A 26,268-nucleotide genomic window follows, 5' to 3' on the forward strand; every position below is an offset into this window, starting at 1 on the left:
TCCCTCACTCGTACCGGAGCGCTTCGACGGGATCGAGGCGCGCGGCGCGCCACGACGGATAGAGCGTCGCCAGGAACGACAGCGTCAGCGCCATGATGACGACGGCCGTGGTCTCGCCCACGTCGATCTCGGCGGGCAGTTTCGACAGGAAGTAGAGCTCCGGCGAGAACAGCTCGGTCGAGGTCAGCCAGGACAGGAATTGCCGGATCGATTCGATGTTGACGCAGATCACGAGGCCGACGCAGAAGCCGACCAGCGTGCCGACCACGCCGATCGAAGCGCCCGTGATCAGGAATATCCGCATGATCGATCCCTGCGAGGCGCCCATGGTGCGCAGGATCGCGATGTCGCTGCCCTTGTCCTTCACCAGCATGATCAGGCCGGAGACGATGTTGAGCGCGGCAACCAGCACGATCATGGTCAGGATCAGGAACATCACGTTGCGTTCGACCTGGAGCGCGTTGAAGAAGGTCGAGTTGCGCTGCCGCCAATCGACCAGGAAGATCGGCCGGCCCGCCGCCTCCGTCACCGCCTTGCGGAAGGCGTCGATCCTGTCGGGGTTGGTCGTGAACACCTCGATCGAGGTGACGTCGTTGCTGCGGTTGAAATAGGCCTGCGCCTCGGCAAGCGGCATGAACACGAAGCCGAGATCGTATTCGGACATACCGATCTCGAACACCGCGACGATCTTGTACGGTTTTATGCGCGGCGTCGTTCCCATAGGCGTCACTGCGCCCTTCGGCGCCACCAGCGTGATGCTGTCGCCGGCATGCAGCGAAAGCTGATCGGCGAGGCGCCGGCCGATCGCAACGCCCTGCCCTTCGTCAAAGCCCTCGAGGGAGCCCTGCTTGATGTTCTTGGCGATCGAGGTGAGGTTGTTGAGATCGTCGGAGCGGATGCCGCGCACCAGGACGCCCGAGGCGTTCCAAGGCGATGACGCCAGCGCCTGACCGTCAACCACCGGCGCCGCGAGCCGGATGCCCTCGACCTGGCTGAGGCGGTCGGCAACGTCCTTCCAGTCGGTCAGCGGCGATTCCAGGGGCTGGACCAGGATGTGGCCGTTGAGGCCCAGGATCTTGTCGAGCAGTTCCTTGCGGAAGCCGTTCATCACGGCCATGACGATGATCAGCGTCGCAACGCCGAGCATGATGCCGAGAAAGGAGAACCCGGCGATGACCGAGATGAATCCCTCTTTCCGCCGCGCCCGCAAATAGCGCGCCGACAGCATCCACTCGAATGGCGCGAAAGGCGCGGTTTGCACGGTTTCGGTCATGGTCTCATCCATCGCTCGATAATCCCATGATTCGGGGTCAATTGTGGCCGGATTGGCGGCCGCGATATCGCGCGATGAACAATATTCAGCCGATCAGCCTTCTCAGCCCACAAGTCTTGCAACCGCGTCGGCAGGCGACATGGTCTCGCGCGCGCCGTCGCTGCGCCGCTTGATCTCGACCTTGCCGTCGGCGAGCCCCTTCGGCCCGATCATGATCTGCCAGGGGATGCCGATCAGGTCGGCGGCGGCGAATTTGGCACCGGCGCGTTGATCGGTGTCGTCATAGAGCACGTCGATGCCCTTGGCCGTGAGCTCGGCATAGAGCTTCTCGCAGGCCGCATCGACGGCCGCATCGCCCTGCTTCAGGTTGAGGATCGAGACGCGGAACGGTGCCACCGCTTCCGGCCATTTGATGCCGGCATCGTCATGGCAAGCCTCGATGATGGCACCCAGCAGGCGCGAGACGCCGACACCGTACGAGCCGCCATGGATCGGCACGTCGACACCATCAGGCCCCGCCACGAGCGCCTTCATCGGCTCGGAATATTTGGTGCCGAAATAGAAGATCTGGCCGACCTCAATGCCGCGGGTGTTCACCCGCTTGTCCACCGGCACCTCCTGCTCGAACCGCGCGGCATCGTGGACGTCTTCGGTCGCCGCATAGAGCGAGGTCCATTGCTTGATGATCGGCGTCAGGTCGCTCTCATAATCCACGTCCTCGCCCGGCACCGGCAGGTCCAGCACGTCGCGATTGATGAACACGCCGGATTCGCCGGTCTCGGCGAGCACGATGAACTCGTGGCTGAGATCGCCGCCGATCGGGCCGGTCTCGGCGCGCATCGGGATCGCCTTCAGCCCCATCCGCGCGAAGGTGCGCAAGTATGCGACGAACATCTTGTTGTAGGCGACGCGCGCCGCGGCCTCGTTGAGGTCGAAGGAATAGGCGTCCTTCATCAGGAACTCGCGGCCGCGCATCACGCCGAAGCGCGGACGCTGCTCGTCGCGGAATTTCCATTGGATATGATAGAGATTGAGCGGCAGGTTCTTGTAGGACTTCACATAGGCGCGGAAGATCTCGGTGATCATTTCCTCGTTGGTCGGTCCGTACAGCAGCTCGCGCTTGTGGCGGTCGGCGATGCGCAGCATCTCCGGGCCGTAGGCGTCGTAGCGGCCGCTCTCGCGCCAGAGGTCGGCGAGCTGGAGCGTCGGCATCAAGACCTCGATCGCGCCGGAGCGATTCTGCTCCTCGCGCACAATCTGCTCGATCTTCTTCAGCACGCGAAAGCCGAGCGGCAGCCAGGCATAGATGCCCGCCGCCTCCTGCCGGATCATGCCGGCACGCAACATCAGCCGATGCGAGACGATCTCCGCCTCTTTCGGATTTTCCTTCAGGATGGGCAGAAAGAACCGCGACAACCGCATGGTAATACTCTGGGAATCAGTGATCGCCTGCAGTGAAACCGGATTGGGAGCGAAAACACAAGACGGGAATGAGGAAAAGCCGCTAACGCGGCGAAATAGCTGTCATTTTTCCGTTGCCTTCAGGTTTGACTTCAGGAGCACCGTGCTCAGCAAAGCCGGTAAGCCTAGGGCGGCGGCACCTCGAGTTCATCCGCCAGCGTGATCTTCTCGAAATCGCTCACAAGCGCCTCGATCCGCACACGCCAGCGGCCGGCGAAGGGCAGCTCGACCCTGCGCACGTGCCAGTAGCCATCCGGCCCGAGCAAGGCGACCCGTTCCATCGGCTCGATGCCACGCTCGGGCAGACTGAGGGTCAACGTCACCTCTTTGGCCGCCAGGGGCGTCCCCTCGCCGGTCATGAGCTGGAGCACGAAATCGTCCTTGCCGACCTTTCCAGGTGACACCAGCACCTGGAACATCGCCTTGTCGCCGTGGATGTGGATCGCCAACGGCGTCTCCGGAATGATCGTTCGCGGCGGCGGCGTGAAGCGCCAGCCGGCGACGACGGCAAAGATGGCGAGGGCGATCACGCATTCGAGGAGGATCGAGCGCTTGAGGATGGTCTGGGCTCCACGATCGCGGGCGAGTGCCGGAGTGAGGCGGAAGCGGTTGAGCGCCGCAAGTGCGAGCAGCATGAGAACCAGGCCGAGCTTGATCGAGAGGATGAGGCCATAGCGGGTCTCGACCAACGCCGAAACTTTTTCGAGCTGAACAATCGCAAGGGCGAGGCCCGTCAATGCCAGCACGCCGACCGCCGGCATGGCGATGCCCGAGAAGCGCTTCACGACGGCGAGTGTTGCCGGCGTCGGCTTCGACAGCAAAGCCGCGAGCGGAGCAAGAGCGCCGATCCATAGCGCAACGCACAGGCCGTGAAGAAACATCGCCGGGCGCATCATCATTCGAGGCGGCGCCGTTGCGGCATGCCCGCTCATGGCGAGCGACAGGCCCACGCCGACCATGGCAATGATCGCAAGAGCCCGCGAAGACCATGCGCTGCGGAGCGCCAGCAAGGCGAACAGCATCGCGGCGGCAGCAACTAGAAACGCGCGGCCGGCACTGGTTGCGACCGCGACCTTCCAAGGCGCGGCCGTCGCGAGCGCCGCCGGCGGCAGGCCGAGGAGATCGAGGCCTAGCGCTCCGAGCGATACCACTGCGCTCGAAAGGCCGACCGCGAGTGCCATGCGCGGCACGGTCATGCCGGCCAGAGACCATGATATCCAGCGCGCAAACCACACACCGCCGACGCCTATGAACAGACCGAGATACAGGCCAACGCGCGCCAGCCAGATCAGCGCGGCCAACCAATGGTCAGTACTCGCGGACGGCTTCGTCTCCGACGGCATGCCGACTGAAAACATCACCGATCCCACGATCGGATGGCCATCCTGCGAGACCACGCGATAGCTGACGACCGCGGTCCCCTCAGGCAGATCCGCCGGCATCTGGATCGAAATCGTGTCGCCGGACGCACTGACGCGCGTCTCGTCCCGCGCCCTGCCCGTCCCGTCGATCAGCCGGATCGCGCCCGGCGTTACCGGTTCGTTGAACCGCAGCTCCACCACCTTGGGCGCGGTCGCGAGCGTGCTGCCGCTCGCCGGCTCGACCGAGATCAGCGCCGCATGCGCGAGCGCACCGCTCGCGAAGCCCGCAGCGAAGAGCAGCGTCGCGAGCGCTGCGAGGAGGCGCATCAGGGTTTCGGCAGGAGCTTGACGCCAGGCGCCGGCGACTTGCCCTCATGCGAATGGCTTGACCCCTCGGTTGGGATCTCGATCCAGCGACGAACGCCGGTCTCGCATTCCTGAACCACTGGGAAGTACAAGGTCGTGTTCGCCTTGAGCTTGTCGGTCAGCACCGTCTGCATGATGAACTCGTCATAGTTCTTGTCCGCCAGCTTACCGCCGGACCACGCCACCTCCTTGACGCCGGACGAGAGCTTGTTGCCGTGATAGTCGTATTCCCCCGCATATTTGCCCTCGACGACGTCGATGGTCCAGCCGGCCTTCGGCATCGGCTTCACCGCGATGACCCCTTCCGGAATCTGCACGCGGAGCTTCACCGTCGGCGAGCCCGCGCAGCCATGCGGCACGGTGAACACCGCCTTGTAGGACGCGCCGATTGTGGCGTGCTTGGTCTCGAGAGAGACATGCGCCGCCACTGGTGATGCGGCGACCGCGGCAATCAGAATCAGGCAGCATCGCTTCGACATATTCGGTCTCCCGAGAGTCCAGAACAGTCTCATTTCATCTTCATTCCCGAATGATCCGGCATTTTCTTCATGTCCATGTGACCCGAGTGCCCCCCACCGCCCGGTGCTTGCGCGCCGACGCCCTGGACGTCGAGCGCAACGGTGATCTTTCCGGCCTTCTCGAACTGAAGCGTCACCGGCACCTTGTCGCCCTGCTTGAACGGCCCCTTCAGCTCCTGAAGCATCAAATGATTGCCGCCGGGCGCGAGCTTCACGGTCTTGCCGGGCTCGATCGCCAGTCCCTTGTCGAGCGCGCGCATCTTCATCACGCCGTTGTCCATGGCCATCTCGTGAATCTCGGCCTTGCCTGCGATATCGGCGGACACGCTGACCAGCCTGTCGGCGGCGCTCCCCTTGTTTTCGATGGTCAGATAGCCGCCGGCGACCTTGGCGCCGCCCGGCGTCGCCCGGCTCCAGGCCTGCGAGATGACGAGATCGCCGGCCTTGACGTCCTCGGCTGCGACCCCCGCGCTGGTGCCGAGCAGCATGGCGACGGCGAGAAGTGATAGATTGATCCTGTTCATTTGGTTCCCTCGGCTTTGATCTGATCGAGCACGGTCGGTCTTGGTGGTTTCGGCAGCCTCAGTGCGCTTTACCATCGATACCTCATTCCGGTGTAGACCGCCCGGCCCGCACCTGGCTCGAACAACGCCGACGTCGCGGTGGCGCGATCGATGATACTGGCGCTTGCAATGTAGGTCCTGTTGGTGAGGTTTCGACCCTCGATATAGGCGGAGAACGGTCCGCCATTGTCGAAGCCCGCTTTCAATCCGAGCAGTGCATACGGCTCCGTCGTCAACGTGTTCATACTGTCGACGAAATAGGCCTGCGGCACCCATTCGACGTTCGGACCAGCATAGAACCCGGTCGGATGCTTATAGAGCAACTCGGCGCGCAAATAGTGACGCGGCGCGCCGGGCAGCTGGTTGTTGCCGAACGCCGTGTCGCTGTCGAAGCGAAAATCGCTGTAAGTATAAGCGAGGTTGAGCCACACCTTGTCGGGCGCGCCTCCTGTCACGAAGATATCGCGGAAGATTGCTGCCCCTGCCCCCGCCTCGACGCCCTGGTGGAAGGTTCGGTCGGCATTGGTCACGTTGCAATTGCCGAACGCGCTGTACAGGCACAGCAGCTCATCGCGGATATCGGCGCGATAGGTGGTCAATTCCCACGAATAGTCGGGCCGTCGCATGCGGGTCCCTATCTCGTAGGTCGTCGCAATCTGCGGGCGGATGCTGGTGAACGGAATCGTCGGAATGCCAGGACCGCGCGCGCTCTCGCCGAAGCTCGGCACTTCGGCGCTCCGCGAAACATTGGCGAAGGCCTGCCACGTCGGGTCGATCTGCCACAGCAGGCCCGCCTTCGGCGACCACAGATCAAAGCGGGTTGCTCCCGACTGGTCGCCGTCGCTGAGAAACCGGTCCTGCCGATTGCGGGTCGCATGCAGGAATTGCGTGCCGGCGATCGCGGCGACATTCGGCAGAAAGTAGAAGCTGTCCTCCACGTAAACCGAGGTGTTCTCCGAGCGATCGATCGACGACGACAGCAATGCCCCCTTCTGTCCGGCAATGTTGGCGAACTGCTGGTTGTCGATGCTGCCGTTCAACAGGTTGACGCCCGCAACCAGCCTGTTGCGGTAACCGCCGATGATGCGGTCGTCCGTAACCTTCGCGAAGCCGCCATAATCCTTGTAGCGATAATCGAGCCACTGGAAGATCGGATGCATGAGGTGCCGGTCGACGCCGAAAGCGCCGAACTCCAACCTGGTGTCGTCGAATCGGATCGTCGTCTTGTTTGCCAGCCTGATCGTGTCGATGTTGCGCTGCTGGTCCAGCGCAACGTTCGCCGGAGCCGCGGCCTCCGGATTGGTCAAGGCAGACGCCTTGGTGACGGTTCCTGGAATGCGCTGCCGCACCTCGTTGGCGTTAAGATAGAATCGCGTCTCGAAATCCGGCGAGAACTGGTAGCCAACATTGCCGCTCACGCGGTTGCCCGAGCCGAAGCTGTGATCGCGGAAGCCGTCCGTGGCCTGCGTTGATGCGGTGACGAAACCATCCCACGGCCCGTTGGCGCCTCCTGCATTGGCCTGCAGTCGCCTGAAGCCGAAGGCTCCCACGTCGAGCGAGACTTCATTCGGAAATCGGTCGCGTCCCGATGGTGTCACGAAGTTGACGGCGCCTCCCAGCGAATTGGCTCCGAACTGCAGCGCGTTCGCGCCCTTGTACACCTCGACGTATTTGTAGGCGGTCGGGTCGATCTCCTGGAAATCGCCGTAGCCGTCCGCCGTATTGATCGGGATGCCGTCCATGTAAAGCTGCACGCCGCGCAGATGGAAATTGCGCGACAGGCCGGATCCGCGGATCGAAAGCCGGGTGTCGTCACCCCATTTCGGCTGCGCAAACACGCCGGGAACGTAGTCCAGGACATCCTTGATCGTGCTGGCGGGAGTCGAATTCCGGTAGGCCTCCGCTGCGACCAGCGCTACGCCGCCCGGCGTCTGGTTGATCTCGCTCAGTGCCTGCTGGGCGGTGAGAACCGTCAGGGCACCAGGACCGAGGCCCCCTTCGGAAGCTGCCGTCGGTTGCGGACGCGCAGTTGCGGGCGCGCGGGCCCGCGTTGATCGCGCGGCGGTTCGCTGTGCGCGGGCTGGAGAGGCCCGTTTCTCCCGCGGCGCGTCGACTGTGACGGGAGGAAGCTCGCGTCGGTTTTCCTCCGCGATTGCGTTGGATGGCACAACGAGGGCAGAAGCTGAGGCAAGCAGAATTTTGCGTGCGGAAAGCAGTCGAAAGAAGCCTGTACGAGGCATGAGGTCATTCCTGATGCCGGCAGAGAGCCGGTGCATAGCGATCCCGGCACGGCCGAAGCCGGCGCGGAGCTGAAGGTTTCGCGGATCAGGAAATGCGAGGGGGAGCGCGCGCCCAAGCGCTCGAACCGTCGATGGCGGCGAGGACGGGCGCGTTCGCCACGTGCCAGACGATGCGGGCGATGGGGCGGACGGGAGTTGAGAACGCCGCATGGGGCGGCGCGTCAAGCGAGGCGTCAGCGTGCGCGAGGCAGCAAAGCGCACATGCGCCAGCTTTTGCGGCCGGTGTCCCGGTCTCGTCGACCGGGCCGCCCTGCTCACTTGCGCTGTGGCAGATGACGCCTGCAGAGAACGGATCGGCCGCAGCCTGGCCGGCCGCGAGACAGGCGGCGATCGGCGCCAGCACCTGCATCACCAGGGCGAGCAGGACCAGAGGCAGGAATTTTTGCAGACGTGCGCGCATCCGCCGGACCATTCGTTCGTGCGCTAACTAATCACTCGGGCGCGGCCGAGTCGAGGCCAGTTCCACCGCCTGTTGGGCCCTGCGCAAACTGCTCGCAAGCTTGTGGTCGGACGACCCCACCCTCCGGCGGGCCGGCATCTGAGGCAGGAAAACCCGCCCGGCCATCCACAAATTTCTTATATCTGTCATATATTTAGGGGGCCGGAAGCCCGATCGTTTCGTCAGTTGCTCCTATTTTGAACATTCGTTGCCGAAAATGATGACAAGTGAGAAAAGTTGATCTAGCATCCCTCTTGCTCAGGCGCTGACCGCGAGGTCGAGGCCTGGTGGTCCAAGTCTCGGGAGGAGCCCCTGGCGCGCAAAACGCAGCGTCGCCCCGTCAATCAAGATCAAATCTTAAGATCGGGGATAATAGGGTCGACACAATTTTTGAGCGGGGCCAGGGCCCCGCTCTTTTTTTGCCCGCGCGGCTGAACTGTCGATGAACGCGGCCTTTCATCCCATCCACGACAGCTTCGAACGTGCGGCCTCGCCCTGCGCCGACCTCACGCCGTTCGTCTATCGACGTCTGTTCGATCTCCATCCGGAAACGCAGGCGATGTTCCGCACGGACGGCGGTGACCTCGTGAAGGGGTCGATGCTGGCGCTGACGATCGAGGCGATTCTCGACTTCGCCGGCGAGCGCCGCGGGCATTTCCGGCTAATCGCGTGCGAGGTCGCCTCGCACGACGCCTATGGCACGCCGCGCGAGCTGTTCATCGCGTTCTTCGCCGTCATCAGGGATGCGCTCCGCGATCTGCTCGGCGATGAATGGACGCCCGAGATCGCGCAGTCTTGGGATACATTGCTCGCCGAGATCGACGCATTCGCCGCCGCGGCCACCTGACGCTTTGCGCTGCACCAACGCGCGGGCTGCGACGACACTGCGGCTGAATGCAGATTGAGTGCGAACAACTCTTGTGAGAGACTTTCGGAGATCGGTAGCGCTACCAATGACGCGCCGACGACAAAATATATGGGAGCGAGCGATGTCCGGGACGAAAGATTTCTCGACGACCAGGCGCGATCTTCTTCAGGCGGCTGCGGCCGCCGGCGCCGGAGCTGCCATCCTCGGCAGCATGGGCATAAACCCCGCACTGGCCGCAGTCGGACGCAGCGAGAAGCCGTTGAAGGCGGCGTTCTCCAACGCCGGCCTCCAGGCCACCTGGTGCGCGCAAGGCAAGCAGGCGGCGGAATTCTGGGGCAAGCTGTTCAATGTCGAGGTGACCTGGTTCGACGGGCAGCTCGATGCGGTGAAGCAGCGCGCGGCGATCGACAACATGGCCTCGCAGAAATGGGACTTCGTCGCGATCCAGGCCTTCGGCATCGGCACCCTCACCCAGCCGGTACAGAAGATGATCGACGCCGGCACGCCCGTGATCGACATGGACACGCTGATCGCGCCGCTCGATCAGATCAACGTCCATTCCTTCCTCGCTCCCGACAACGAGTTCATGGGCGCTTCGGTGACACAGGCGCTGTGCAACGCCATGGGCGGCAAGGGCAAGATCATCATGACGCAGGGCGCGCTCGGCCACACCGGTGCGCAGGGCCGCGCCAAGGGCTTCAACTCGGTCGTGAAGCAATTCCCGGGCATCGAAGTGCTGGACACCCAGCCGGCCGATTGGGACGTGTCGAAGACCGCCCGTCTCTGGGAGACCTATCTGACCAAATACCCGCAGATCGATGCGGCCTTCTTCCACAATGACGACATGGCGCTGGCCGCCGCCAACATCATGAAGGCGCGCAATCGCACCAACATCCTGATCGGCGGGGTCGACGCCATGCCGCCGGCGATCCAGGCGGTCAGCGAAGGCCGCATGTTCGCAACCGTCCGCAATCCGTCCTGCCGCATCCATGGCGGTGCGATCATCGCGGGCGTGTCGGCCGTGGTCGGCGGCGAGAAGAGCGGACAGGGCATCCCGAAGAACGTCGTCACCGACGGCCCGGTCGTGACCAAGGCCAATGCCGCCGGGATGCAGTGGATGCAGGATCACTTCCTGATCTGAGCCTCCAGATTTTCATGAGTGTGGGACAACAGCCCATCCTGGAACTGCAGGGCATCACGAAGAGCTTCGGCGGCGTCGAAGCGCTTCGTGGTGTCGACTTCGCGCTTTATCCCGGCGAGATCCACGGTCTCGTCGGCGAGAACGGCGCCGGCAAAAGCACGCTGATGAAGATCATCGCCGGCGTGCACACCGAGTTCTCCGGCCGCTTCCTGGTCGACGGCCAGGAGATGCATTTTCGCTCGGCGCGCGATGCGCACGCCGCCGGCATCGCCATGGTGCACCAGGAGCTCAGCGTCGCGCCCGACCTGACGGTCGCGGAGAACGTCTTCCTCGGCAACCAGCCGACCAACGCCCTCGGCCTCGTGCAATGGCGGCGGATGGCGCGCGAGGCGGGCGAGCAGCTCGCCCGCTTCGGCATCGACGTCGATCCGATGGCACGGCTCGGCGACCTTCCGATCGGGCTGCAGCAGTTGATCGAGATCGCGCGCGTGCTGTTCTCCGGCGCGCGCATCGTTATCCTGGACGAGCCGACCTCCGCCCTCTCCCCGCCCGAGGTCGAGCGACTGTTCACAACGCTCCGACGGCTGCGCGAGGAAGGCACCGCGATCGTCTTCATCTCGCATTTCATCGAGGACATCCTGCTGGTGTCCGACACGGTGACCGTGTTCCGCAACGGCCGCAAGGTTGCGGAGACGGCTAGCGCCGCGACCAGCAAAGGCGCGCTGATCGAGGCCATGATCGGCCGCGGCGGCGAGGCGCTCGAGCATAGCTACACCGACGATCTGATGCTGCCGCAGCCAAGCGACAGCAAGGTCGTTCTCAAGGTTGACCAGCTGTCGTTGTCCCGCAGCCTTCAGGACGTCTCCTTCGAGGCCCGTGCCGGCGAGGTGCTCGGCATCTACGGCTTCATGGGCTGCGGCCAGCAGGAGCTGTCGCGCATCCTGTTCGGCAAGCTGAAGCCGGACGGCGGCACGCTTGCAGTCGAAGGCGTGCCGAAAACGTTCGCCAGCACGGCGGCGGCGCGGCGCGCCGGCGTGGCGCTGGTGCCGGAGAGCCGGCGCGACATGCTGTTCCACCAGGAGCCGGTCTACAAGAACATCTCGATCAGCATTCTCGACCGCATCTCCTCGCTGCTGCTCAAGCCGGCGCAGGAGCGCGACATCGCCAAGCGCCAGGTCGAGCAGCTGCAGATCAGGCCGCCAGTGGTCGGTCTCGATCTCGGCATGCTCTCGGGCGGCAACCAGCAGAAGGTCGCGCTGGCGAAATGGCTGACCTATCCGCCCAAGCTGCTGGTGCTGTGCGAGCCGACCCGCGGCATGGATGTCGGCGCCAAGAACGACGTCATCAACATCGTGCGCGACCTCAGAACGAAGGGGCTCGCGATCATCGTGCTGTCGACCGAGCCGGAAACGGTGCTGTCGCTGGCAGATCGCATCCTCGTGCTCAAGCGCGGCGCCTTGGTGCGTGAATTCAAGAACGAGCCGGTCAGCAAGGACCGCCTGCTGGAAGCGGCGTGACGGAGAAGCACATGAGCAGCGAGACGGCTTTGGCGGCAGGACAACGGGCGCGGGGCCTTGCCCCCTTCCTGCGCTCGCAGATGCGCAACATCGCCCCGTTCCTGACGCTGATCTTCCTCACCGCCTTCTTCGCCTTCGCCAGCCCCTCCTTCGCGACGCTGGACAATCTCGGCAACATCCTGACCCAGGTGTCGGTGACGGGCATCATCGCCGTCGGCCTCACCTTCGTGATCCTCTGCGCCGAAATCGACCTGTCGGTCGCCAGCATCGCCAACGTCACGGGCATTGCGGTCGCCTACTTCACGCTGCAGGAATCCTACGTCAACATCGCCAACATTCCTCTGCCCGGCGCGGTCGCGATCATCCTGTCGCTCCTGCTCTGCGCCCTGCTCGGTCTCGTTAACGCGCTGGGGCTGACCGTGATCGGCATCCCCTCCTTCATCATGACGCTGGCGATGATGCAGATCGCCGCCGGCATCTCCGCGCTGCTGGTGCGCGGCCAGATCGCCTACAAGGTGCCGAGCCTGATCACGACGCTCGGCTCCGGCTCGATCGGCGGCATCCCCTGGATCGTCATCGTCGCCGCCATCATGCTGCTCGGCGGCCATCTCGTGCTGACCTACACGCGCTTCGGCCGCTACGTCTACATGGTCGGCGGCAATCGCGAGGCGGCCGAATATTCGGGCCTCAACGTCAAGCTGATCCTCGGTGCTGTCATGGTGATCTCGGCGGTGTGCTCGGGCCTCGGCGGCATGCTCGGCGTCGCCCATTTCGGCAGTGCGCAGCAGAACGAGTTCGACACCTACCTGCTCGATTCCATCGCCGCCGTCGTGGTCGGCGGCACCAGCCTGTTCGGCGGCCGCGGCGGCATCGGCAACACCATCGTCGGGCTGTTCGTGCTCGGCGTGCTCAACAACGGCCTCGACCACGTCAACATCGACAGCTTCCTGAAGATCCTGATCCGCGGCCTGATCCTCCTGGCGGCGCTGGTCATCAACGTCTATGCGCAGCGCTTGAGGGAGAAAGCGGCGGAATAGACGACCGGCAAGACAAAAGTGCGAAAACAACCCCATGCACAGTAGCCGGTGCCAGCGGAATCAACGACTTGCCGGCGGGTGTCGTTAAATTGCGGATTCGGCGAAGTCAACTTGCTCCGTCGGGCAAAACAGGGGTATAGTGGCATCATCGGCAGCCGGCTTTGAAGGCCGGTGCACCCCCGTCCTTGCGAGCGCAGCGAAGCAATCCAGACTGCTTCCGCGGGGGGATTCTGGATTGCTTCGCTGCGCTCGCAATGACGACGTGGCGGCATAAGCGCGATCCGGCATCACCTGTATCGCCGGTCAGCGAGCGCGATCTAGTCTAATCGCGAGAAGCGGAAATTGCAGTGGCTGGCGCCGCCGGCCAGCGTCTGGGTCCGTTCGAGGCGGATGCCTCGCGCGGCATAGGCGACGAAGTCAAGGCCGCAGATGGTCGGCAGGATCTCCGTATCGCCGCGGCGCGCCGCGAGCTTGCAGAAGCCGCAGGCCTTATAGTCGATGCCGAATTCGAAAGTGTCCTGCGGACCCGGCTCGACGAAATCGTAGACGAAATCTTCCGGAAACTCCGTTTGGTGAGCCTTTGTGACGCTCCTTGCCGCCTGTTCGCGCATCAAGGCCTGGTTCTCGGGCGACATGAACTGGCGCCCAGCCGCGAGACGCTCGGCTTCTGGCGTCCTCAGCAGCTGGGCCTTGTAGGTTTCCCGCTCGATCTCGCCGATCACCGGCACCGGAACGCCGTGGCGCCGCAGCACCCGGCTGATGGCCATGAAGCCGGTCAGACGCATGAAGAAATCGCTCATGCGGCTTGCCGCGCCGCCGACATAGGGCATCTGGGTGAGGACGATCTGAAATTCGTCCATCACCTCCTGCCTGATTGCGTCGATGTCGGAGAGATGCGTGCGCTCGCGGAGCATCGCTTCGGCAAGGCCTATCCGCTCGCGCATGGCGGCCTCCATCGCATGGCGATGCGTCTGGTAGAACGGATGAATCTCAGCCATTGGACACCTGATATGCTTGCCTCATCGCAACATCGACGACGCCGCCTCATTCCGCGGCGATCGCCTCGATCTCCAGCAGCCATTTGCTGTCGACGGTCTCGACGACCACGACGGTCAGTGCCGGCTGGTGCTCCCCGAGCATGGCCCGACGAATGGCGCGGTTGGTGACGACTTGGCTGCGATCAGTCAGGAACGTGGTGACCTTGACCAGGTGCTCGATGCCAAGACCTGCCGCGGCGAGCACTTCCCTGACATTGCGCCAGGCCTGCTCGCATTGCGCCTCGAAGCCGTCAGGCACGGTGCCGTCGGAATTTTGAGGCACCTGGCCGCTGATGAACAGCAGGCGGTTATGCTGGCTGAGTTCAAGGCCCATGCTGTAGCCGCCGGCGGGAGGATGAACCGACGGAGGATTGTGCGTGACGATTTGAGCCATCTCAGAATGTCTCCTGTGCGACAAACTCCAGTGCCAGGCCATGCGACGCCGCCGGCGGCACCAGCAACACGCTGCCGAGCATTTCGAAATTGATGCCGTTGGCTTTCAATATGCGTCGCGTCGCATCGAGATCGGCGACGGCAAGCCGCGTCGCGCAGAAGCGTGGTGAGGCTTCATTCGCGAGGCCCGGCAATCGCCGTGACAATTCCGCAGGACCGAGCACCGTGACTCGATCGCTGGACTTGCCGTGGCCCCGTGGGCATGACGCTGATAGTCGGGTTTCCAGAACAATTCCGGCGGATGGCGCTGCTCGCAGGTGAAGAACGCGATGCCAGGCATGGCGGGGTCGGTCGCGAAGGCGAGTGAAAACTCCACGCGCGCCGTGCCTCCCGCCGGCAGCACCGCATCGCGGCCGAAATCGAACGGCGCGTAGGCCCCGATGCGTCTCGCCGCAAAACGCGCGGCATCTGCGTGCGCGTCGGTGCTGTGCAGGGCTAGCATCGACATGCCTTCGGAGCGCCCGAGAAAATCCCGATGGTGAGCCGCGAAGCTGAAGCGTCCCGGTGCGGCGGCGGGCACCAGCGCATCGTCGGTGACAGCCAGCAATTCCAGAAAATTGTCTGAGAACTGCGCCAGGCGATTGCTGGTTCCAAATGGATGCACGCCGGTCGGCGTCAGAGTGAAGCCGAGCTTTTGCCAATCCAGCGCAGCTTGTTGCAGATCGTGGACGCAGATGACGAGGTGGTCGAGACGGCGGGGCATGGGGTTCTCCGGATTGCGCCTGACCGTACCCGGCGCCAGCGCCGTCGCACAAACCATCATTCCTGCTGTTCAGCGCAAGAAAATCTATTGCAAGCACGCAGCCATTGCATGACAAACTGCGTAACGATGACCTACGCCCTGCCCCCACTCAACGCGCTCCGCGCCTTCGAGGCCGCCGCGCGCCATCTCAGCTTCAAGCTGGCCGCGCACGAGCTGCACGTTACGCCCGCGGCCGTGGGACAGCAGGTGAAAGCGCTGGAGGCGCGCCTCGGCGTGCAGCTGTTCGAGCGTCTGCACAAGCAGCTGATCCTCACCGAGGCCGGCCGGGCCTATCTGCCCGGGATCTCCGAAGGCTTCCGCCACATTGCCGAGGCGACCTCGCAGCTGAAGCCGGCAGGCACGGTGCTGCTGCAAGTGGGGGTCCACGGCAGCTACGACCTGCGCCGCCTCGAACTTGGGGCGTTTCGCAGCGCACATGCGGACATCGGTTTGAGCGTGCTGCAGCCCGCCGGCCTGCACGAGCTCGTCGAGGGCAAGGTGGACGTGCTGATCGCCCGCGGCGTAAGCCACCATCCGGGCTATCGCTGCGAGCGGATCAACGAGGGATCGGGCCCGGGTGATTGGCTGGTTGCGCCGGAAGGCACGGCGGATTGCCCGGAGATCGTGAGTTTTCGGGCATGGCTGCGCGCGCTGCCCGCGGCAAAAACGCTCGCAGACCGTCGCCCGCGCCTGGTCGGCGGCTTCGGGAGTTGAGGCGCCAGCGGGCTACGGACGACGCACAAGCCCCCGCCTTGCGCGCTTGGCAATCGCATTGCAGTGCCGAACAAAAAAATAGGCAGTGAGGACGACGATGAGCAGGCCAGCAATCCAACGGCCGGCAGCAAATACTGCAATGCAAAGCAGGTAGACTAAAAACATGACGATGGTCCAAACCAAGATGAACCCCAAATAAGTCCGCCCGGTCGGAATATGGCTGACGTTACGTACCATGGCTTCCGTTCGACCTGATGCCTCATTCCCCGTACAGCGCAAGCCCGCGCAACAATGGGCCGCCCCAAAATGCGTTTGTACGTTGGTCGATGCAAGCTACGCCAGGTAAAGCACCGACGAGCCGAATAGTTAAAAATGCCGCACAGATGGTCTGGGCGTTGCAGCGGTGGGAGTGTGCACCTTCATCGGAGGTACCTACGGTTTGGCCCATCACGGGTGGTTGGGAGCCATCGCACTGGGAACCGTCGGATTTTGCGTGGGAGCGATGCTGGCGGCGTCCCCTCTCACATTCCTCGAATTCTTGAGCGCGGGATTGTGACCGACGACAAATTTCCGCCTCCACGTTTCAGGTTGGGGTCAAGGCCATCCGCTCCGCAATCTCCTCACTCCGCCAGCACCGCACCGCGTGCCCATCGGCCCGCGTTTCCAGCGTTGGTCCCGGCTCGCTCCGGCACACCGCCTCCGCGTGCCGACATCGCGGGCTGAAGGCGCAGCCGTTCGGCGGGTTGAGCGGATTGGGCAGGTCGCCGCCTGTGGTCGCCAGCGGGGCATGGCGCAGCGGATCGGGGATGGCCGCGATCAGGGCCTGCGTGTAGGGGTGCGCCGGGCGTTCGAAGATCTCGCGCCAGTCGCCGTTCTCGACGATGCGGCCGAGATACATCACCGCGACGCGGTCGCTCATGTGCTCGACAACGCCGAGGTCGTGGCTGATCATGATGTAGGACAGGCCGAGCGTGTCCTTCAATTCCAGCAGCAGATTGATGATCTGGGCCCGGATCGAGACGTCGAGCGCCGAGACCGGCTCGTCGCAGATGACGATCTTCGGGTTGAGGATCAGGGCGCGGGCGATCCCTATGCGCTGGCGCTGGCCGCCGGAGAACTCATGCGGATAGCGGTCGGCCTGCTCGGGGCGCAGGCCGACATGCCCCAGCATCGTCGCGAGGCGGTCCTCGATCTCGCTTTTCGCGGTCACCCCGTGCACGCGCAGAGGATCCTCGAGCGTGCGGCGAACGGTCTGGCGCGGATTGAGCGAGGCGTAGGGATCCTGAAACACGATCTGCACGATGCGGGCGAGCGCCTTCCGGTCACCGGAGTGCCGGTTGGTGACGACCTGCCCATCCAGCACGATGCGGCCGCGCGTCGGCGTCAGCAGGCCCAGAATGGACAATGCGACCGTCGACTTGCCCGAGCCGGACTCGCCGACGAGGCCGAGGCATTCGCCGCGCTTCAGCCTGAGATCGACGCCGTCGACGGCGCGGAGCAGCCGACGGCCGCGGCCCAGCAGGCCGCCGCCGAGCGGAAAGTGAACGGCGAGATCCTCCACGCTGAGGATCACATCGTCATCCGCTCTCCCCTTTGGCTCATGCATGGTGGTGACACCGGACGAAACCGCCCGCCTCCAGCCCATCCGTCTGCGGCGCGGTGGTTCGGCAAATATCCGTCGCCTGCGCGCAACGCGGATTGAACCGGCAGCCATCGGGGAAGCGCGTGATCGCCGGCACGACGCCCGCGATCTCCTTCAGCCTGCTGCGGCCGAGTGCAGCACGGCTGCCGAGCCGCGGCAGCGAGTCGACGAGGCCCTGCGTATAAGGATGTGAGGGCGCTCGGAAGATGTCGGCCGAGCCGCGCTCCTCGACGATGCGTCCGGCATACATGACGGCGACGCGGCGGCAGACATTGGCAACGAGGCCGAGATCGTGGCTGATCATCAGGATCGCCGTTCCGCGCTCGGCGCACAGATTGCGCATCAGCTCGATGATCTCCGCCTGCACGGTGACGTCGAGCGCGGTGGTCGGCTCGTCGGCGATCAAGAGGTCCGGACCGCAGGCCAGCGCAATCGCGATCATCACGCGCTGGCGCATCCCGCCCGACAGCTGGTGCGGATAGTCCTTCACGCGCCGCTCCGGCGCGGGGACGCGGACGCTCGCGAGCGCCTCGACAGCCAGCTGGTTGGCCTCCCGCCAGCTCTTGCCCTTGTGCAGCACGAACATCTCGGCGATCTGCCGCCCCACCGGCGAGACCGGGTTCAGCGCCGTCATCGGCTCCTGGAAGATCATGGCGATGCGACTGCCGCGCAGCTGCCGTTGCCTGGCGGCGGACAGGTGCTGGATCTCCTGGCCCTGGAACCGGATGACGCCGCCGCCGATCGACAAGGGTGGCCGCAGCAGGCCGATCAAAGCGAGCGCCGTGATGCTCTTGCCGCAACCGGATTCGCCCACGAGGCCGAAGGTCTCGCCGCGGTCGATGCGGAATGAAATGCCTTCGGCCGCCGCAACGCGCCTCGATCCGTCATCGAGATCAATGCGCAGATCCTCGACCTCGAGCAGCGGCGCGCCGGTCATGTGCGCCGGCTCCGCGATTGCGGATCGAGGATGTCGCGCAAACCATCGCCGAGCAGATTGAGGCCGAGCACGGTGAGGAAGATGGCAAGGCCCGGGAAAATCGAAAGCCACGGCGCCGTCGTGATCTGCTCGCGCGCTTCCGACAGCATGCTGCCCCAGCTCGGAAAGGGCGGGCGGACGCCGAGGCCCAGGAACGACAATGCGGCTTCGGACAGGACCGCGCTGCCCATGCCCAGCGTGCCGATGACGACGATCGGCCCCAGCATGTTCGGCAGGAGCTGCGTGATCATGATGCGGATATCACCGTAGCCGAGCACGGTGGCCGCCTGCACATAGCCCTGGCTCCGCAGCGACAGCGCCGAGGCCCGTGCCAGGCGGCAAGTGAACGACCAGTTGGTCAGCCCGAGCGCGATCAAGAGGCTGGTCAGCCCGGGACCGAGCACGGCCATGATGGCGAGCGCGAAGATCAGCGAGGGGATCGCGAGCATGAGATTGGTCAGGGCGTTGACGACATCGTCCCACCAGCCGCCGAAATAGCCGGCGCTGAGGCCGAGCGCCACGCCGATGACGCTGTTGATGAGCTGGGAGACGATGCCGACCGTCAGCGAGACGCGCGCGCCGTAGAGGACACGGGAATAGATGTCGCGGCCCTGCGCGTCGGTGCCGAACCACCAGGTCCAGCTCGGCGGCTCCTCCGCATTCATGAGGTTGGCGTCCATGACGGGATCGGTGTGCGCCAGCCATGGCGCGAGCAGACCGACCACGATCGCCAGCGCGAACAACGACCCGCCGATGACGAGATTGGCGCGCAGCTTCATGCGTATCTGATCCTGGGATCGATCACGCCGTAGAGCATGTCGATCAACAGATTGATCGCGAGAAAGAACATCACCACGACGAGGATGGAGCCCTGGACGGCGGGAATGTCGCGCTGGAGCACGCTGTCGACCAGCAGCGAGCCGATGCCCGGCCAGGAGAATAGTTTCTCGACCACGACCGCCTGCCCCATCAGCGCGCCGAACTGCAGGCCCATGGTCGTGAGGATGAGGACGAGCGCGTTGCGCATGACGTGCCACTTGACGACCCTGGTCTCGCTCATGCCCTTGGAGCGCGCAGTGCGGACGAAATCCGCGGTCATGATCTCGAGCACTGCGGCGCGCGTCGTCCGCGCCAGCAGCGCCATCGGCGAGACGCCGAGCGTCACGGCGGGCAGGATCAGGTATTTGAGGCTGCCGTCACCGTAGCCGAAGCTCGGCAGCCAGCCGAGCTTGAGCGCGAACAGGTACATCAAGAGCAGTCCGAGCCAGAACTTGGCCAATGACAGGCCGGACACTGCCAGCATCATCGAGACGGTGTCGACGAGACTGCCCGGCCGCAAGGCTGCGACGAAGCCGAGCGGCACGCCGAGCAGTACCGCAAAGGCCATGGACGCGAAGATCAGCTGCAGCGTTGGCCAGGCCCGCTTGGCGATCATGGTCGTGACAGGCTCACGGGTCCGGAACGAGGTTCCGAAATCGCCGGTCGCGAGCCCAGCGATATAGGCGCCGAAACGCATATAGACGGGCTGATCGAGGCCGAGCTGCTTCTTCATGCGCAGCTCGACCTGCGGATCGCTGTCGTCGCTCATGCTCGAGACGATGCTGCCGGGAACGACGCTGAACAGCACGAACACCAACAGCACCACGGCGAGCACGGTCGGAATGGTCTGCAGGACGCGGCGGATCAGGAACGCGAGCATCTCAACTTATCCCCGCTCCCTCCCTCGCCGGTCGCGCTGGAGGGAGCGCGCGTGTCACTTCGCGGGCGAGGTCTCGTCGACCCAGAGGTCCTCGACGTTCTGGTGGGTCAGCTCGGTCGCGTTGAGCTGAATTCCCTTCAGCCAGGGCTGCACCGCCATGACCGCCTTGTTGTAGTTGAAGAACCAGACCGGCGCCTCCTCGTAGAGCAGCGCATTGGCCTTCTGCATCAGCTGGATGCGCTTTGTGGGATCGTCGGCCTGTCCGGCTTCATCGAGGATCTTGTCGAAGTCGGGATTCTTGTAGGTCGTGTAGTTACAGGCCGCCTGCGGCGTCGCCGAATGGAAGCATTTGAGCGCGGCCTGAGGATCGGGGCCGCTCGCCTGGGAATAGATGAAGGCCTGATAGTCTCCGGTGCGAACCACCTCCGCCAGCACCGCGGTCTCGACCTGCTTGACCTTGGCCTTGATGCCGACCTTGTCCAGCATCGGAATGACGGCCGAGACGATCGGCAGACCCCAGCTTTCATTCTGGCTGGTGGTCCATTCGAACTCGAAGCCGGATGCGTAGCTGGCCTCGGTGAGCAATTGCTTGGCCTTGGCGGGATCGAAGGGGTAAGGCTTCATCGCCTTGTCGTAGGCCGGCGAGGTCAGCGGCAGCCAGCTGGTGGCGCGGTAGGCCTTGCCCTTGACCAGCTTGTTGATGATCAAATCGGTATCGATGGCGTAATTGATCGCCTGCCTCACGCGCTTGTCGGAGAACGGCTTGACCGCGGGATTCATGCCCATGTAGCGCGTGAACACCTCGGCGACCTCGACGATGGTGCCCTTGAGGTCGGCGTCGGATTGGTAGGCGACGTACTGCGCAGGTCCCAACACCGAGGTGTCGATCTCCTTGTTGCGGAAGGCGACGTCGCGCGCCGCGGCTTCGCCCATGACCGACACCACGATCTTGTCGGCATAGGGCTTGCCGGGCTTGTAGAACCGGTCCCAGCGCTCCAGGACGATGCGCGATCCCGGCACATGCTCGACGAACTTGAACGGACCGAGACCGATCGGCTTCTGGATGAAGCTCTCCTTGGCGGCCTCGTCGGCGGGATAGATCGAGGTCAGCGCGGTGAAGAAGTAAAAGCCGGGATCAACCTTCTCGGTCAGCTTCATCTCGATGGTGAAGTCGTCGATCTTCTTCAGGCCCGAGATCTCCTTGGCCTGGCCCTTCTCGACTGCGGCTGCGCCCTCGATGACACGGACGTAACGCGCGCCGGGATAGGCCTTGCTGCCGTCCATGATGCGGTTGTAGGACCAGATGATGTCGTCGGCCGTCATCTTGCGGCCGCTGTGGAAATAGGCGTCGTCGCGCAGCTTGAAGGTGTGAACGAGGCCTCCGCCCGAGACCACATCCTCCTTGGCGAGCTCGAGCACCGGCTTTCCTTCCGCCGAATTCCAGATGTAGAGCGAACGGTGCAGGGCCTTGGCGTAGATCTCGTCCTGGGCGCGCTGCGTGGTGTGAATGTCGAGGCTGGTGAAGCTCGAGCCGTAGGGCGCCGTCATGCGGATGGTTCCGCCCTTGCGCGGAGTCTGCGCCTCGGCTGTGGCGGCGAGCGCCAATCCCAAACCGGCAACGATCGCGATGGTCTTGAACATCATGTGTCCCCCCGACGCAGGCGTATTCCGATGAGTGATTTGATCATTCGTCGCCTGCCGAAAGCAAGCTTCGTTTTGACGGCAAATGATGCCGGTTCCTGAGGCAGTCTTTCGGCGGGGCATTGACGCGGTGCGTCATCGACGACCAGGATCGATGAACATTTTTCCTGATCAACGCGACCAAGCTCAGGATCATTATCTGAGCCCCAAGGGATCTCGAAAAAATGAATCGCCGAACGCTAGCTGCCCTGCTCGCGGCCGGTCTGGTCGCCGCGACGGCCGTGCTGGCGCGCCCGGTCGCGGCCAGCCTGGGTGGAGAGAGCGTGACAGACGCTATCCAGTTCGGCTGGAGTCGCACCTCCGGCGCGAACGACAATGTCGACCAGACCTGGTGGGCGGTCCGGAGCCATGACACTCTGCACAATTTCGTCGAACGACTGCTCAGCATTCCCGTCGGGATGATGGCGCGCGGTGCGGGAGCGCGTTTCGAAGCCAAGCTCTCCGAGCATACCGGCCTGCCGCTGCCCGAAGGCTGGGCCCTCGCGACGGCGAAAGATTCGCCGCAGATCCAGTCGATCTACGCCGAGACGCCGCGCGATTTCGCTTCTGTGCTCGGCTTCTATCGCGACGCACTCGGCAAGCGTGGCTGGACGGAGAAAGAAGGTGCCGTCGAAGAGCCGGACCGGGCCGTGATCACGTTCCTGACGAGAGAGGGACCGGTCCTGCTCCGGCTCTCACGTCAGGACGACAAGACAATTGCCGAGCTGTCGAGGCGCAAGCTCGCCTCGGCGACCATCGGCCTGCTGCCGAAGCCCGGGCATGTGAGGCTGATGCTCGGCAACAAGACGGATGAAGCGGCGGTGATCACCGTCGCCGACCAGGCCGTCAATCTGGCGGCGCACGCCGGCGAAGAACTGGCGAACTCTGACGGTGCCGCAGGCGAATTGCCGGACAGCCAGAAGCTCGATCTGCCGCCCGGCAGGTACAAGGTCACCCTCAAGGTGGACGGCGGAGCGGCAGCGAGCCGGGAGTTCGAGGTCGCGGCCAACGAGACCTGGGGTTTGCTGGCCGGCGCGGACGGCGTCCTGCTGCCGATGCGGCTTTACTAACGTTCCGGGGACGATCTCTCATCTCGCAATCACGGAGCGTGGGCGGGCTCCTCATGAGGCCGGTTCAGCCCGACAATTCCGGCATCCAGTCCCGCAGTTTTCGCGCGGCATTCGTCACATCCGCGATGGTCCGGAACGACGCCGTCTCCACCATCATCGCCCTCGCCAGCCGCACGGCACGGGCTTCGCTGACCGCCCGCGTGCGCGGGTCCTCGATCAGTTCGAAATCGATGTTGTGGGCGAGGCCGAAGATGCGGCGGATGATTTTTGCGGCTGCGAAGCCGACAGTGTCGGCGAACAGGCGTTGCATGTAGCTTTGTCGCTCGGCTTCCAACCGCGCGGCACCCTGTTCGCCGGCGAAAAGCGAGACCGGATAGGCATCGCCGGTGCCTCCCGCCCGCCAGAGATCGAGGAACTTTCGGGCAAACTCGGCCCAGACCTGCTCGACCGTCGCCAGCACCCAGGCCTCGAATGCCGCCCGTTCGCCCGGCGCGCGCTCGTGGCCGGCGGAAGCGAAATAGGCCATCAGGAGATTGGCCAGCACGGCACCGACGTCGAAGCCCATCGGACCATAGAATGCGAATTCCGGGTCGATCACCCGGGTCTGGCCGTCCGTGACCATGATCGAGCCGGTGTGGAGGTCGCCATGGATCAGCGCTTCCGGGCTCGCCATGAATTTCAGCTTCAGCCGGGAGACCGCGACATGCAGCTCCAGATCCTCGCGCAAGCTCGCGGCAAGGCCGTCCAGATAGGGCGCGGTCCAGCGGTTCTGCTCGGCGATGCGGTAGGGATCGGTGAAGATCAGGTCCTCGGTGATCTTGCACAGGGCGTGGTTACCGGCAAAGGCCGCGATGGCCTCCTTCTTCTCGGCCGCCGATAGCGCGAGGTCTGAGGTGAAGAACAGCGTCCGCGCCATGAAGGTGGTGATATCGTCGACGAAACGCGGATAGCGCGTTGCCGCGACCAGGCCCTTTCGCATGATGATGTGGGGCTCGAGCAGCTCCATCACCGTCAGCGCCAGCGCCTCGTTGTGATGCAGCACGGCCGGCACCAGGCCGGGCGCGAGCTGGGCCTGGCGCGACAGCGCCAGATATTCGTAATGGGCGCGCGACAGCGGCAGGGGCCAGCTCTCGCCGACGAGGCGGACGTAAGGCAGCGCCTGCTTCACGGCGATGCCGCCGCGCGCGCCCTTGACGATGAAGACGAGGTTGAGGTTGCCGTCGCCCACCTCGGTGATCGCCCAGGAGGACGCCTCGCCGCCAAGGAGCGCGGCGATATCAGGCAAGCCCGCGAGATAGTCCCGCAAGTCCGCCTCGTGCAAAATCCGATAGTCCCCTGCCCGGTCCCCGGTCATTGCGATCCCATCCCATGTCTGGGCCGGATCGCTACTCCCGATGCTGGCAAGCTCGAGCCGATCCGGCCATTCTTTTCATCGGATCGTAGCCACAATGTACGTTGTCTGCCACCCGGTGCTTTGGTGGCGGCCAAGCTGGGACGCTTGGTCGCGAGCTCCGATTGGTCGATTGAGGAACCCAAGCAAGCTGAGACGGTTTTGGGTTTCTGACCTTCTAAAAGGAGCGAGCGATGAGCCGCGGAATGCCATCTATGACTGCCCTGCTGGCGATGCTGGCCATCGCCGGATATCAGAACCGCGACAAGCTGGCGGAGCTGCTGAAAGGCGCCGGCGCCGGCTCGTCCGCGGGCGGCCAGCAACCGCTCGGAGGCATGCTCGGCAATCTCGGCGGCATGCTCGGCGCTGGCGGAATCGGGGGCCTGCTCAATGGCGGGATTGGCGAGCTCCTGGAGAGGTTCAACCAGAATGGGCAGGGCGAGATCGCCGATTCATGGGTGAAGCCAGGCCCCAACAAGGAGATCTCCCCGCCGGAGCTCAAGCAAGCCATCGGCAGCGACGTCCTGGAGAAGCTCGCGCAGCAGACCGGGCTTTCCCAGGAGGAGATCGTCTCACGGCTAACCCGCGAGCTTCCTTCCGCAATCGACAAATACACGCCGGATGGACGCCTGCCCGACGCATAGAAGCAGCGGCTCAACTCGAAAAGGTGTACTCATGAGCATTCTCTGGACCATCATCATTGGCTTTCTCGCCGGCGTGATCGCCAAGTTCATCATGCCGGGCGACAACGAACCTTCAGGGTTCATCCTGACGACCATCCTCGGCATCGTCGGCGCCTTCGTCGCTTCGTATCTTGGGCAAGCGCTGGGCTGGTATCGCCCTGGCGAGGGTGCGGGCCTGATCGGTGCCGTGGTCGGCGCGATCATCGTGCTGTTCGTTTACGGTCTCTTCGCCGGCCGGCAGCGCCGCGCGATCTAGCTAGAAAGTCTCCCGCTCCAGGAAGCTGGAGCCGATGTCGGCCTTTCTCTTGATCGGATCGTAGTCGCAATAGACGCTGTCCGCGACCAGCGTGTAGCTGGCGCTGACCGTGTATTTGTCCGTCTTGACCGAGTTCAGGCCGATCACCGAGGTGCTCTTGCCGCCGTTCCATTTGAACGGCGTCGAACTCTTGGCCTGTTCGCAGGCCAGCACAGCCTCGTTGAAGACATAGCCCTCGACGAACGCCTTCAGGGTGCGCACCTGCGCCGCCATTCGCCATTCGAAATAGCCGATGGCACCGAGCCCTGCGACGATCAGCACCAGAAGCGCAATGACGATACGCTGAAATGTCATTTTTGACCCCATAACAACGCCAATCAAAACTTAAAACGGCATTCCCATCATCTTCGACAGGCGCTCGATCGAGAGATAGCCGGCATGATAGGCCGCAAGGCCAATGCCGAACACGATTGCCGAGATGATCGTGGTCCAGATCAGCTTGTGCCCCATGCGGGTGAGGATGGGAGCACCGGGATCGGTGCCGGGCGCGCCAACACCGTCCTCGTGCTGGCTGCGCACGCCGAACGGCAGCGTCACGAACAGCATGACCCACCAGAGCACGAAATAGATCGCGAGCCAGGTTGAAATCTGGATGGCCATGACGCGGCCCTATGCCTGCTCGATCTCGACGAGGGCGCCGGAAAAATCCTTGGGGTGCAGGAACAGCACCGGCTTGCCGTGGGCGCCGATCTTCGGCACGCCGTCGCCGAGCACCCTCGCGCCCTCCTTCACCAGCGTGTCGCGCGAGGCGATGATGTCGACGACCTCGTAGCAGACGTGATGGATGCCGCCGTCGGGATTGCGCTCGATGAACTTCGCGATCGGCGAGGCCTCGCCGAGCGGCTCGATGAACTCGATCTTGGTGTTGGGCAGGGTCGCGAACACGGTGGTGACGCCGTGCTCCGGCAGCGGCACGGCCTCGGAAATCTGGGCGCCAAAGGCTGCACCGTAGATCTTCGCGGCCTTGACCGCGTCCCTGGTCGCGATCGCGACATGGTTGAGCCGGCCCAACATGTTCCCCT

The 26,268-nt window shown here is 64.1% G+C and carries 28 protein-coding genes; 8 read left to right on the plus strand and 20 right to left on the minus strand.

The window, feature by feature from the left end; all coding sequences use genetic code 11:
- Nucleotides 1-4 precede the first annotated feature (4 nt).
- The 7 genes from I6F37_RS01065 to I6F37_RS01095 all read right to left on the minus strand — a co-directional run bounded on the left by I6F37_RS01065 (nucleotide 5) and on the right by I6F37_RS01095 (nucleotide 8,242).
- Entirely contained in the window at nucleotides 5-1,285 is a 1,281-nt protein-coding gene (locus I6F37_RS01065) for a lipoprotein-releasing ABC transporter permease subunit (protein WP_036010095.1), read from the minus strand.
- A gap of 90 nt (nucleotides 1,286-1,375) precedes the next feature.
- Nucleotides 1,376-2,695 (minus strand): proline--tRNA ligase, encoded by a 1,320-nt coding sequence (gene proS / locus I6F37_RS01070; RefSeq protein WP_225143337.1) that lies wholly within the window; start codon nucleotides 2,693-2,695, stop codon nucleotides 1,376-1,378.
- Nucleotides 2,696-2,859: 164 nt separating this feature from the next.
- Nucleotides 2,860-4,422 carry a copper resistance CopC/CopD family protein gene (locus tag I6F37_RS01075; protein WP_036010101.1) on the minus strand — a complete coding sequence of 521 codons (1,563 nt, stop codon included), beginning with the start codon at nucleotides 4,420-4,422 and terminating at the stop codon, nucleotides 2,860-2,862.
- Nucleotides 4,422-4,940: a YcnI family protein gene (locus I6F37_RS01080; protein ID WP_036010104.1), complete on the minus strand. Its 519-nt coding sequence runs from the start codon at nucleotides 4,938-4,940 to the stop codon at nucleotides 4,422-4,424. Before I6F37_RS01080 ends, I6F37_RS01075 begins: the two co-directional genes overlap by 1 nt.
- Before the next feature lie 29 nt (nucleotides 4,941-4,969).
- Complete coding sequence (locus I6F37_RS01085; RefSeq protein WP_225143513.1) at nucleotides 4,970-5,467, minus strand: copper chaperone PCu(A)C; 498 nt, start codon at nucleotides 5,465-5,467, stop codon at nucleotides 4,970-4,972.
- Nucleotides 5,468-5,571: 104 nt separating this feature from the next.
- Entirely contained in the window at nucleotides 5,572-7,782 is a 2,211-nt protein-coding gene (locus I6F37_RS01090) for a TonB-dependent receptor (RefSeq protein ID WP_225150052.1), read from the minus strand.
- A gap of 85 nt (nucleotides 7,783-7,867) precedes the next feature.
- Nucleotides 7,868-8,242, minus strand: a complete 375-nt coding sequence (locus I6F37_RS01095) for a DUF2946 family protein (RefSeq protein WP_193374985.1) — start codon at nucleotides 8,240-8,242, stop codon at nucleotides 7,868-7,870.
- A gap of 481 nt (nucleotides 8,243-8,723) precedes the next feature.
- Between I6F37_RS01095 and I6F37_RS01100 the strand changes: the two genes are divergently transcribed.
- The 4 genes from I6F37_RS01100 to I6F37_RS01115 all read left to right on the plus strand — a co-directional run bounded on the left by I6F37_RS01100 (nucleotide 8,724) and on the right by I6F37_RS01115 (nucleotide 12,844).
- Nucleotides 8,724-9,128: a globin gene (locus I6F37_RS01100; RefSeq protein ID WP_036010111.1), complete on the plus strand. Its 405-nt coding sequence runs from the start codon at nucleotides 8,724-8,726 to the stop codon at nucleotides 9,126-9,128.
- A gap of 142 nt (nucleotides 9,129-9,270) precedes the next feature.
- A complete protein-coding gene (locus I6F37_RS01105; protein WP_225150054.1) occupies nucleotides 9,271-10,290 on the plus strand; it encodes a sugar ABC transporter substrate-binding protein in 1,020 nt (339 codons plus the stop codon).
- 14 nt (nucleotides 10,291-10,304) lie between these two features.
- Nucleotides 10,305-11,807 (plus strand): sugar ABC transporter ATP-binding protein, encoded by a 1,503-nt coding sequence (locus I6F37_RS01110; RefSeq protein WP_225150056.1) that lies wholly within the window; start codon nucleotides 10,305-10,307, stop codon nucleotides 11,805-11,807.
- 11 nt (nucleotides 11,808-11,818) lie between these two features.
- On the plus strand, nucleotides 11,819-12,844 hold the full coding sequence (locus I6F37_RS01115; protein WP_225150058.1) for an ABC transporter permease: 1,026 nt from the start codon (nucleotides 11,819-11,821) through the stop codon (nucleotides 12,842-12,844).
- A gap of 317 nt (nucleotides 12,845-13,161) precedes the next feature.
- Here I6F37_RS01115 and I6F37_RS01120 read toward each other — a convergent pair whose 3' ends face one another.
- The 3 genes from I6F37_RS01120 to I6F37_RS01130 all read right to left on the minus strand — a co-directional run bounded on the left by I6F37_RS01120 (nucleotide 13,162) and on the right by I6F37_RS01130 (nucleotide 15,037).
- Nucleotides 13,162-13,842: an L-2-amino-thiazoline-4-carboxylic acid hydrolase gene (locus I6F37_RS01120; protein WP_225150060.1), complete on the minus strand. Its 681-nt coding sequence runs from the start codon at nucleotides 13,840-13,842 to the stop codon at nucleotides 13,162-13,164.
- Nucleotides 13,843-13,888: 46 nt separating this feature from the next.
- Nucleotides 13,889-14,275, minus strand: coding sequence for a RidA family protein (locus I6F37_RS01125; RefSeq protein ID WP_225150062.1), 387 nt, complete (start codon nucleotides 14,273-14,275; stop codon nucleotides 13,889-13,891).
- Nucleotides 14,276-14,380: 105 nt separating this feature from the next.
- Entirely contained in the window at nucleotides 14,381-15,037 is a 657-nt protein-coding gene (locus tag I6F37_RS01130; protein ID WP_225150063.1) for a VOC family protein, read from the minus strand.
- 126 nt (nucleotides 15,038-15,163) lie between these two features.
- Here I6F37_RS01130 and I6F37_RS01135 point away from each other — a divergent pair, with 126 nt between their 5' ends.
- Nucleotides 15,164-15,790 carry a LysR family transcriptional regulator gene (locus I6F37_RS01135; protein WP_036010249.1) on the plus strand — a complete coding sequence of 209 codons (627 nt, stop codon included), beginning with the start codon at nucleotides 15,164-15,166 and terminating at the stop codon, nucleotides 15,788-15,790.
- Nucleotides 15,791-15,802: 12 nt separating this feature from the next.
- On the opposite strand, the gene I6F37_RS01140 is transcribed toward I6F37_RS01135, so the two are convergent.
- The 6 genes from I6F37_RS01140 to I6F37_RS01165 form a co-directional block, all read right to left on the minus strand.
- A complete protein-coding gene (locus I6F37_RS01140) occupies nucleotides 15,803-16,027 on the minus strand; it encodes a hypothetical protein (protein ID WP_036010125.1) in 225 nt (74 codons plus the stop codon).
- A 346-nt stretch (nucleotides 16,028-16,373) separates the two neighbouring features.
- Entirely contained in the window at nucleotides 16,374-17,396 is a 1,023-nt protein-coding gene (locus I6F37_RS01145; protein ID WP_225150064.1) for an ABC transporter ATP-binding protein, read from the minus strand.
- Nucleotides 17,389-18,369, minus strand: a complete 981-nt coding sequence (locus I6F37_RS01150) for an ABC transporter ATP-binding protein (RefSeq protein ID WP_036010131.1) — start codon at nucleotides 18,367-18,369, stop codon at nucleotides 17,389-17,391. Before I6F37_RS01150 ends, I6F37_RS01145 begins: the two co-directional genes overlap by 8 nt.
- On the minus strand, nucleotides 18,366-19,187 hold the full coding sequence (locus I6F37_RS01155) for an ABC transporter permease (protein ID WP_036010134.1): 822 nt from the start codon (nucleotides 19,185-19,187) through the stop codon (nucleotides 18,366-18,368). Before I6F37_RS01155 ends, I6F37_RS01150 begins: the two co-directional genes overlap by 4 nt.
- Entirely contained in the window at nucleotides 19,184-20,107 is a 924-nt protein-coding gene (locus I6F37_RS01160; RefSeq protein ID WP_225150065.1) for an ABC transporter permease, read from the minus strand. The genes I6F37_RS01155 and I6F37_RS01160 overlap by 4 nt, the downstream gene beginning before the upstream one ends.
- Before the next feature lie 54 nt (nucleotides 20,108-20,161).
- Nucleotides 20,162-21,748 (minus strand): ABC transporter substrate-binding protein, encoded by a 1,587-nt coding sequence (locus I6F37_RS01165; RefSeq protein WP_225150578.1) that lies wholly within the window; start codon nucleotides 21,746-21,748, stop codon nucleotides 20,162-20,164.
- Between the two features lie 224 nt (nucleotides 21,749-21,972).
- On the opposite strand from I6F37_RS01165, the gene I6F37_RS01170 reads away from it, so the two are divergent.
- Nucleotides 21,973-22,857: a hypothetical protein gene (locus tag I6F37_RS01170; protein ID WP_225150066.1), complete on the plus strand. Its 885-nt coding sequence runs from the start codon at nucleotides 21,973-21,975 to the stop codon at nucleotides 22,855-22,857.
- 64 nt (nucleotides 22,858-22,921) lie between these two features.
- On the opposite strand, the gene mtnK is transcribed toward I6F37_RS01170, so the two are convergent.
- On the minus strand, nucleotides 22,922-24,211 hold the full coding sequence (gene mtnK / locus I6F37_RS01175; RefSeq protein WP_225150067.1) for an S-methyl-5-thioribose kinase: 1,290 nt from the start codon (nucleotides 24,209-24,211) through the stop codon (nucleotides 22,922-22,924).
- Between the two features lie 230 nt (nucleotides 24,212-24,441).
- Between mtnK and I6F37_RS01180 the strand changes: the two genes are divergently transcribed.
- Nucleotides 24,442-24,891 carry a YidB family protein gene (locus I6F37_RS01180; protein WP_225150068.1) on the plus strand — a complete coding sequence of 150 codons (450 nt, stop codon included), beginning with the start codon at nucleotides 24,442-24,444 and terminating at the stop codon, nucleotides 24,889-24,891.
- 31 nt (nucleotides 24,892-24,922) lie between these two features.
- Complete coding sequence (locus tag I6F37_RS01185; RefSeq protein ID WP_024341246.1) at nucleotides 24,923-25,186, plus strand: GlsB/YeaQ/YmgE family stress response membrane protein; 264 nt, start codon at nucleotides 24,923-24,925, stop codon at nucleotides 25,184-25,186.
- Here the strand turns inward: I6F37_RS01185 and I6F37_RS01190 are convergent, their stop codons facing one another.
- From I6F37_RS01190 to mce, 3 genes are read right to left on the minus strand one after another with little or no spacing between them, the layout of a single operon-like run.
- Entirely contained in the window at nucleotides 25,187-25,540 is a 354-nt protein-coding gene (locus tag I6F37_RS01190; protein WP_036010150.1) for a hypothetical protein, read from the minus strand.
- Between the two features lie 30 nt (nucleotides 25,541-25,570).
- The gene (locus I6F37_RS01195) at nucleotides 25,571-25,846 is read right to left on the minus strand and encodes a DUF1467 family protein (RefSeq protein ID WP_025036606.1); all 276 of its coding nucleotides are present in this window, start codon (nucleotides 25,844-25,846) and stop codon (nucleotides 25,571-25,573) included.
- 9 nt (nucleotides 25,847-25,855) lie between these two features.
- Nucleotides 25,856-26,260 carry a methylmalonyl-CoA epimerase gene (mce, locus tag I6F37_RS01200; RefSeq protein ID WP_157283560.1) on the minus strand — a complete coding sequence of 135 codons (405 nt, stop codon included), beginning with the start codon at nucleotides 26,258-26,260 and terminating at the stop codon, nucleotides 25,856-25,858.
- Nucleotides 26,261-26,268: the final 8 nt, after the last annotated feature.

The organism is Bradyrhizobium sp. NBAIM08, assembly GCF_020193935.1.
GTDB classification, from domain to species: Bacteria; Pseudomonadota; Alphaproteobacteria; order Rhizobiales; family Xanthobacteraceae; genus Bradyrhizobium; species Bradyrhizobium yuanmingense.